This is a genomic window from Xenorhabdus bovienii (assembly GCF_024721015.1).
GTDB lineage: Bacteria > Pseudomonadota > Gammaproteobacteria > Enterobacterales > Enterobacteriaceae > Xenorhabdus > Xenorhabdus bovienii.
On the sequence record NZ_JANAIF010000017.1, the window covers coordinates 1 to 8,844 of the forward strand.

Consider the following 8,844-nt stretch of genomic DNA (forward strand, 5'->3'; position numbering starts at 1 on the left):
CGGATTCCGTGAGTTCACGATAGGTGGCATGCACGGTGATCTCGGTGATGCCGTACATATTGACCAGACGGGTCTGTCGGGTGGGGTTACGGGTGACCCACGGGGCAAGTGTATGCAACTCCAACGCTTCCCCCCCAAAGATGATGCAGCGCAGGGAATGCGGCGTGGCATCCTGAGCAGAAATCAACTGACGAAAAGCACTGGGCGTTTGATTCAGTACGGTGACTTGCTCATGGCACAGCAGCGCATAGAACGCCTGCGGTGAATGGAGACAGTCAGTCGGTACGACGATCAGCCGGCCGCCATGAGACAAGGCACCCCAAAGTTCCCACACCGAGAAATCGAAAGCAAAGGAATGGAATAGGGTCCACACATCATTGCCATCAAACTGGAAACGTTCTTGGGTGGCGGCTAACAGGCGGGTGACATGGGCGTGCTCGACCATCACCCCCTTGGGTAGCCCGGTGGAGCCGGAGGTGTAGATGACATATGCCAGATGGCGTGACGTCAGCCCCAGCGCTTGTGTGTCCGGATTATGATCCGGTTGTGCCATCAGGGACGCCTCTTGGGCATCGAGTACGATTGTGGGTACGGACGTAGATACTGGGCTGGTCAGTGTGTCAACCCACGTCGTCTGGGTCAGCAATACCACGGGTGCGGCATCATTGAGCATATGCGCCAGCCGTTCGGCCGGATAAGTCGGATCGAGCGGCACATAGGCGCCACCGGCCTTGAGGATCGCGAGCAAACCGACCACCAGTTCCGGGCTGCGTTCGACACAAATTGCCACCCGATCATCCGGACGCACACCTAGTGCAATCAGATGATGGGCGAGACGATTGGCGCGGCGGTTCAGTTCACCATAGCTGAGTGTCTGATCCTCAAACACCACGGCGGTGGCATCGGAAGAATGTGCCGCCTGAGCCTCGAACCGCTGATGGATCAGTGTGTTCTGCGGGAAGTCTGCTTGGATGGCATTGAAGCCGGTCAGCAATTGTTGCCGCTCCGATGCCGGCAGTATCGGCAGATCCGCAATAGTTTGTGTCGCATCAGCCGCCATCGCCTTCAGCACATTTTCCAGATAGCCGACCATGCGTTCAACGGTTACGGAGTCGAACAGGTCGGCGGCATATTCCAGATCACCGACCAGACCCGCCTCGGTTTCGGTCAACGATAACGTCAGGTCGAAGTGGGTGCTATGGCGCACCTGTTCAAGAGGCGTGAGCTGTAGACCGGGCAATGTCAGATCTTGGGCTGGGGTGTTGTTTAAGGTCAGCATCACCTGAAAGACCGGACTGTAGCTCAGGCTGCGATCGGGCTGCAAGGCTTCCACCACCTGCTCGAAGGGCAGATCCTGATGGGCATAGGCGGCGAGCGCACGCTCACGAACCTGCGCGAGCAGATCGGCCACACGCGGGGTATTACCCGGCGTGACGCGCAGGGCCAGGGTATTGACAAAGAAGCCGATCAGGTTCTCAAGCTCACGGTGTGGACGGTTGGCGACTGGGGTACCGATAACAATATCATCCTGACCACTGAGCCGGGAGAGGACGATGCTCCAGCCGGTCAGTGCGGTCATAAACAAGGTGGTGTTATGGCGCTGTCCTAGCCCCTTAAGCGATGCCAGCAAGGTCGCATCAAGCTGGAAGGGAACCCGATCGCCGGCATAGGTTTGTACTGACGGGCGCGGCCGATCGGTGGGGAGTTCCAAAAAGGTCGGGGCGTTCTCGAGCTGGGCGCACCAGAAATCGCGCTGCTCAGTAAGAACGGTTCCTTGCAGCCAGTCGCGTTGCCAGACCGCATAATCGGCGTACTGAATGAGCAGCGGCGGCAACAGATCGCTATGACCGCCGAGGATAGCGCGGTAGAGGGCGCCCAGTTCGTGCACCAGCACATTGATGGACCAGCCGTCAGCCATGATGTGATGCTGGGTGAGCAGTAACACATGCTCTTCGTCTGCCAGTTGCAGCAGTTGACCGCGGATCAGCGGGCCTTGGGTAAAGTCGAAGGGCGTCTGCGCTTCGAGGGTGGCGAGTTCGGCGACACGATGAGTGTGCGCCGGCGGTTCCAGTGGGCGCAGGTCCTGATAGGACAGGGTAAAGCCGATATCGGCGGGATCGATGTGCTGGCAGGGTTGTCCTTCGATCAGGATAAAGCGGGTGCGCAGGCTCTCCTGCCGGGCAACCAGGCGATCGAGTGCGGTGATCAGGGCGTGGCGGTCAAGCTGGCCGGTGAGACGCAGCGCTACCGGGATATGGTAGGCCAGGCTGGCGGCGGGATCGAGCTGACCCAGAAACCACAGCCGTTGCTGGGCGAAAGACAATGGTAGCGGTCGGCTGTGATCGGCGGCGGGGATAGCGACCTGAGTGGTTGCCGACGTGCCGGTCAGCGTCTGGGCTAGCTCTGCCAGCAGGGGTTGGGCGAAAATCTGTTGTAGTGGCAACTCCCGCGCCAGATCCTGACGCACGCGTGCCACGAGCTGGACGGCAAGCAACGAATGACCGCCGAGTTCAAAGAAGTGGTCGTGACGGCCGACCTGTTCCAGCCTCAGCAGGTCTTGCCAGATCTGAGCCAGTGTGATTTCTACTTTACCGACCGGGGTTTCATAGCTGCGTGCCACTATCGCCGACGGATCAGGGGCGGGGAGCGCCTGACGATCGAGTTTGCCGTTGGGGGTGAGCGGGAAGGCGTCGAGCGTCATAAAAGCACTGGGCAGCATGTACTCGGCAAGGTGTTGAGAGAGCTGCTGACGCAGTTCGGCCGGCACCAGCTTAACACCAGACTGGGGCAGCAGATAGGCGACCAGGCGCTTGTGGCCCGGCTCGTCTTCGCGGGTCAGCACCACGGCTTCGCGTACACCGGGGCATTGCACCAATTGAGCTTCAATTTCACCGAGCTCGATACGGAAGCCGCGCAGTTTAACCTGAAAGTCATTGCGGCCGAGATATTCGATGTTGCCGTCGGGGCGCCAGCGGCCGAGATCGCCGGTCTTGTACATCCGGGCGTCCGGGGCTGAGGAGAACGGATCGGCAAGGAAGCGTTCGGCGGTCAGTTCGGGGCGGTTCAGGTAGCCACGGGCAATACCGGCACCCGCGATATGGATTTCGCCGGCTACGCCGAGAGGAACAGGCTGCCCTTGTGTATCCAGGATATAAATCCGGGTGTTGGCGATCGGCTGGCCGATGGGCGGTGCTCCTTCTTCCCGGCTATCGCACAGATAAATGGTTGCGCAGACCGTACTTTCAGTCGGTCCATAGGCATTGACCATACGCCGACCTTCAGCCCAGCGTTTGACCAGCGCGGGTGAGCAGGCCTCACCGCCTACGATCAGAGTTTGCAGTGTCACAGGAACTGTATCCAGAGCCGCCAGCGCGGTGGGTGACAGCAGCACATGGGTAATGGCATGGGTCTCCAGCATATTCAGCAGGGCAGCACCAGGCAGGAGATGGATACGCTGGGCAAGATGGAGGCAAGCGCCTGCCAGAAGTGCCATGCCGCATTCCCAGATACCGGCGTCGAAGCTGTTTGAGGCAAATTGCAGGATACGGCTGCTGGGATTGATCGCCAGGGTGTCTTGCTGAGTGGCGATCAGATTGCTCAGGCCGCGATGCTCGACCATCACCCCCTTGGGTAAACCGGTCGAGCCGGAGGTGTAGATGACATACGCCAGATGACGTGACGTCAGACCCAGCGCCTGCGTATCCGGGTTATGAACAGATTGCGCTGCCATAGCCGGTTCTTGGGCATCAAGTACTATTGTGGGTACGGGCGTAGAGATGGTGCTGGTCAGCGTGTTAGCCAGTGTCGTTTGGGTGAGTAAAACTACCGGTGCCGCGTCATCGAGCATATAGGCCAACCGCTCGGCCGGATAGGCCGGATCGAGTGGCACATAGGCACCGCCTGCTTTGAGGATAGCGAGCAGACCGACCACCAGCTCCGGGCTGCGTTCGACACAAATCGCCACCCGATCGTCCGGACGCACGCCCAGCGCGATCAGATGATGGGCCAGACGATTGGCGCGGCGGTTGAGCTCGCCATAGCTGAGTGTCTGATCCTCGTACACTACGGCAGTGGCGTCGGGGTTGTGTGCTACCTGAGCCTCGAACAGTTGGTGGATCAGGGCGTCCTGCGGGAAGTCCGCCTGAGTCGCGTTGAAATCCATCAACAGTTGTTGCCGCTCGGAGGGTGGCAGGATCGGTACATCCTGAATCAATCGTTGCGGGTCGCGAATCAGGGCATCGACCAAGCCGCTGATGGCAGTAACCAGATAGGCGGTTACGCTAGCCGGATCGATCCCGACTACGGCCTGAGCGGTCAGGTGGAAACCGGCGCCCAGATCATCCACCGACAGGGTGAGCGGATAGTTGCTCTGTTCCTCAACGGCGACCACGCGTATACCGGTCCAAATCGTGTTAACCGCGTCTGCCTCGCTGGTTTGGCTATGACGGTAATTAAGCAGGGCACTGAACAGTGGCATCGACTGCGGCACGCCACTACAGCGTTGTGTCAGCGCCAACGGTGCCTGCTCGTGCTCCAGCAGCGTCATCAAATCGCGGTAGGTGGCCTGCACCACTTCCTGCACACTGCGGCCGGCCAGAGAGACTCGTACTGGCAGGGTATTGATAAACATCCCCAGTATGCGATCAGCGCCAGCGACCCCTAACAGGCGACCCAACAGTACAGAGCCGAAGACGACATCATCATGGCCGCTGGTTTGTGCCAGCACCTGAGCCCAGGCGACATGGAACAGCACACCCGGGCTGACCCCCAGACGGCGGGCCTGGGTACGGATGGCCTCCGCCAGAGCGGAAGTGAGCGGGAGACGGGCTTCGGTGACAGTCTCGTTATCGCCCGGCACCTTGAGCACGCCGAACGGTGCCGTCGGTGTGTCGACGTCGGCAAGCTGGGCGCGGAAATAGGCCTCATGCACTGCGGCCGGCACATTCAGGGTCTGGGCGATAAAGTTGCGGTAGGGTAGCGCAGTGGGGAGTGTCCCGGCCTGCCCCTGTAACACCTGAGCAATCTCAGCGAAAATCAGCTCCAGCGTCATATGGTCGCTGACCAGATGGTGGAAACGCAGAGCCAGCAGCCATTCATCCTGTGCCGGATCATGGGCGATGTCGCCAGCGAACAGCGGCGCACGGCTCAGGTCGAGACGGTGTTGGCGTGGATCGGTGTGAGCCAATAACTGAGCCGGGACATCGTCCGCTGCGGCTGGAGTAAAGCGATTGACACACAGCGGTGCCTGACGCCAGACCACCTGAACCGGCTGCGCCAATCCCTGCCAGCAGGCGGCGGTACGCAGGATATCGTGGCGGTCGATAACTTGTTGCAGCGCGGTCAGGAAAGTATCAAGACGCTCGCGGCTGTCAAAGGCGAGCAGGCTCTGCAACAGATAGGCATCGCCTTGTGCCTGTAGCAGATGATGGAACAGGATACCTTCCTGTAACGGTGCCAGCGGATAGATATCCTGCACATTGCTTGCCCCGCCGGGAATGGTGTCGACGATAGCATCAATTTCAGCCTGGGACAGTGAGACTAAGGGCAGCATATCGGGGGTGAGGGCGGTGCAGCCTTCGGGGATACGGTTAGGCGGCACGACGAAGGCGTTGGTGTCACCCTGAATAGCCTGCGCCATCTCAGTGAGAACGGGGGTGGCGAACACGCTGCGGACGTCGAGCCGCCAACCAAGGCTATGCAGCCGTTCGATCAGATTGACGATCATCAACGAGTGGCCGCCGAGTTCAAAGAAGTGGTCGTGACGGCCGACTTGCTCCAGCCGCAACAGATCTTGCCAGATTTGTGCCAGAGCGGTTTCCACCTCACCGACCGGGGTTTCATAGCCGCGAGCGACCACAGCAGACAGGTCGGGGGCAGGAAGCGCCTGACGGTCGAGTTTGCCGTTGGGGGTGAGCGGGAAAGCGTCGAGCGTCATAAAGGCACTGGGCAGCATATACTCGGCGAGGCGCTGGGCAAGCTGTTGACGCAGTTCAGCGGGAACCAGCTCAACGCCGTCCAGAGGCCGCAGATAGGCGACCAGACGTTTCTGGCTCGGCTCGTCTTCACGCGCCAGCACCACCGCTTCGCGCACACCGCGACATTGCATCAGTTGGGTCTCTATCTCGCCAAGCTCAATGCGGAAGCCACGCATTTTGACCTGAAAGTCATTGCGGCCGAGATATTCGATATTGCCGTCGGGACGCCAGCGGCCGAGGTCGCCGGTCTTGTACATACGAGCATCCGGCTCGGAGGAGAACGGATCGGCAAGGAAACGCTCGGCCGTCAGTTCGGGGCGGTTCAGGTAACCGCGGGCAACGCCGGCACCGGCGATATGGATTTCGCCGGTCACACCGAGCGGAACGGGCTGACCGTAGGCATCGAGAATATAGATCCGGGTATTGGCGATCGGGCGGCCGATATGACTGGCAAAGCCCTCCGCCCGGTTCATCCGTATCCAGGTTGAATAAGTCGTCGTCTCAGAAGGACCATACAGATTGCATACATCCTGTACGGATGTATCGGCAAACAAATGCTCAATGACGTGGGGTTTTAATGCTTCACCGGCCAAATTGACCGTCCGGGCGGTCATGGGAACCGCCTTGGCTTCAATCAAGTGCGCGATGGCTGACGGTACGGTATTGATCAGGCTGACCGGCTGTGCGGTGGTCATCAGCGACAGCGCATCTGGGACAAGGTGAACCGTACCGCCAGCGATCAACGGCACAAAGCATTCGTACACCGCTAAATCAAAATTAAGCGAGGTGGCAAAAAGAGTATGTGCCAATTCCTCCGGGCTGAAAGTCCGTTGCGCCCAGGTGAGGAAATTCACCGTATTGCGGTGGGCGATCGCCACTCCCTTGGGCTGGCCGGTCGAGCCTGAGGTATAAATGACATACGCCAGATGGCGTGACGTCAGCCCCAGCGCCTGTGGCTCCGGATTGTAGGCCGATTGTGTCGTCATAGACGATTCTGGGGCGTCGAGCACCACCGTGGGGATGGTGCTGGACAGCATGTCGATCCACGCCGTCTGGGTGAGCAAAGCTACCGGTGCTGCGTCATCGAGCATATACGCCAGCCGCTCGGCCGGATAAGTCGGATCGAGCGGTACATAGGCACCGCCTGCCTTAAGGATAGCGAGCAGGCTCACCACCATCTCCGGGCTGCGTTCCAGACAAATCGCCACCCGATCGTCCGGACGTACGCCCAGCGCGAGCAGATAGTGGGCCAGACGATTGGCGCGGTGGTTCAGTTCGTCATAGCTGAGTGTTTGCTCCCCGCATACCACGGCCGTTGCACCGGGACTGTGTGCCGCCTGAGCCTCGAACAGTTGATGGATCAGGGCATCCTGCGGGAAGTCTGCCTGGGTGGCGTTGAAGTCCACCAGTAGTTGTTGTCGCTCCGAGAATGGCAGCATTGGCAGGTTCGCAATGGCTTGTGTTGCATCAGCTGCCATTGCCGCCAGCACATTTTCCAAATAGCCGACCATGCGCTCAACGGTCGCGGGGTCGAACAGATCCGCGGCATATTCCAAATCACCGATCAGACCGGCTTCGGTTTCGGTCAGCGATAACGTTAGGTCGAAGTGGGCACCATAGCGTATTTGTTCGACTGGCGTGAGCTGCAAACCGGGCAATGTCAGGTTTTGGGACGGGGTGTTGTTTAAGGTCAGCATCACCTGGAAGACCGGGCTGTAGCTCAGGCTACGGTCGGGCTGCAACGCTTCCACCACCTGCTCGAAGGGCAGATCCTGATGGGCATAGGCGGCAAGTGCCCGTTCACGAACCTGCGCGAGCAGGTCGGTCACACGGGAGGTATCACCCAGGGTGACGCGCAAGGCCAGGGTATTGACAAAGAAGCCGATCTGGTTCTCAAGCTCATGGCGCGGACGGTTAGCGACCGGAGTGCCGATGACAATGTCATCCTGACCACTGAGCCGGATGAGGACGATGCTCCAGGCGGTCAGCACGGTCATAAACAGGGTGGTGTTATGGCGTTGTCCGAGTTCCTTAAGCGACGCCAGCAAGGTCGCATCGAGCTGGAAGGGAACTTGGCCGCCGGCATAGCGTTGCACCGGGGGACGTGGCCGGTCGGTGGGGAGTGCCAGCAAAGCCGGGGCATCCTGGAGCTGACTGCACCAGAAGTCACGTTGTTCCGTGAGGATATCCCCCTGTAGCCAGTCGCGTTGCCAGACGGCATAGTCGGCGTACTGAATGGGCAACGGCGGTAGCGGATCGTCGTGGCCGTCGAGGGCGGCGCGGTAGAAGGTGCCCAGTTCGTGCACCAGCACACCGATAGACCAGCCGTCAGCGATGATGTGGTGCTGGGTGAGCAGTAACACATGCGCTTCGTCTGTCAGTTGCAGCAGTTGGCCGCGGATCAGCGGGCCTTGGGTAAAGTCGAAAGGTGTCTGCGCCTCAAGGTCGGCAAGCTCGGCGATACGGTTGCTGTGCATTGCCGGGTCTAGCGAACGCAGATCCTGGCAGGACAGGACAAAGCCGATATCAGCGGGATCGATGTGTTGGCAGGGTTGACCCTCGACCAATACGAAGCGGGTGCGCAGGCTTTCGTGCCGGGCGATTAGGTGATCGAGTGCGGTGGTCAGGGCGTAGCGGTCAAGCTGGCCGGTGAGACGCAGCGCTACCGGGATATGGTAGGCCAGGCTGGCGGCGGGATCGAGCTGAGCAAGGAACCACAGTCGTTGTTGGGCGAAAGACAATGGCAGAGGAAGATTCCGATCAACCTGCTTGATGGATGGCCGCTGCTGTTGCTGAGTTTGCAATTGTTGTTTGATTTTCTTTTTTAGCACAGCACGTTTCAGATTATCGAGGTTCATGTCATTCCTTA

Annotated in this window: 1 protein-coding gene; it reads right to left on the reverse strand. The window is 59.8% G+C overall.

What is annotated here, in order from left to right:
• Nucleotides 1-8,833: non-ribosomal peptide synthetase (locus NXS07_RS06670; RefSeq protein WP_258086415.1), on the reverse strand; the 8,833-nt coding region annotated here is incomplete at its 3' end.
• Between the last annotated feature and the right edge of the window lie 11 nt (nucleotides 8,834-8,844).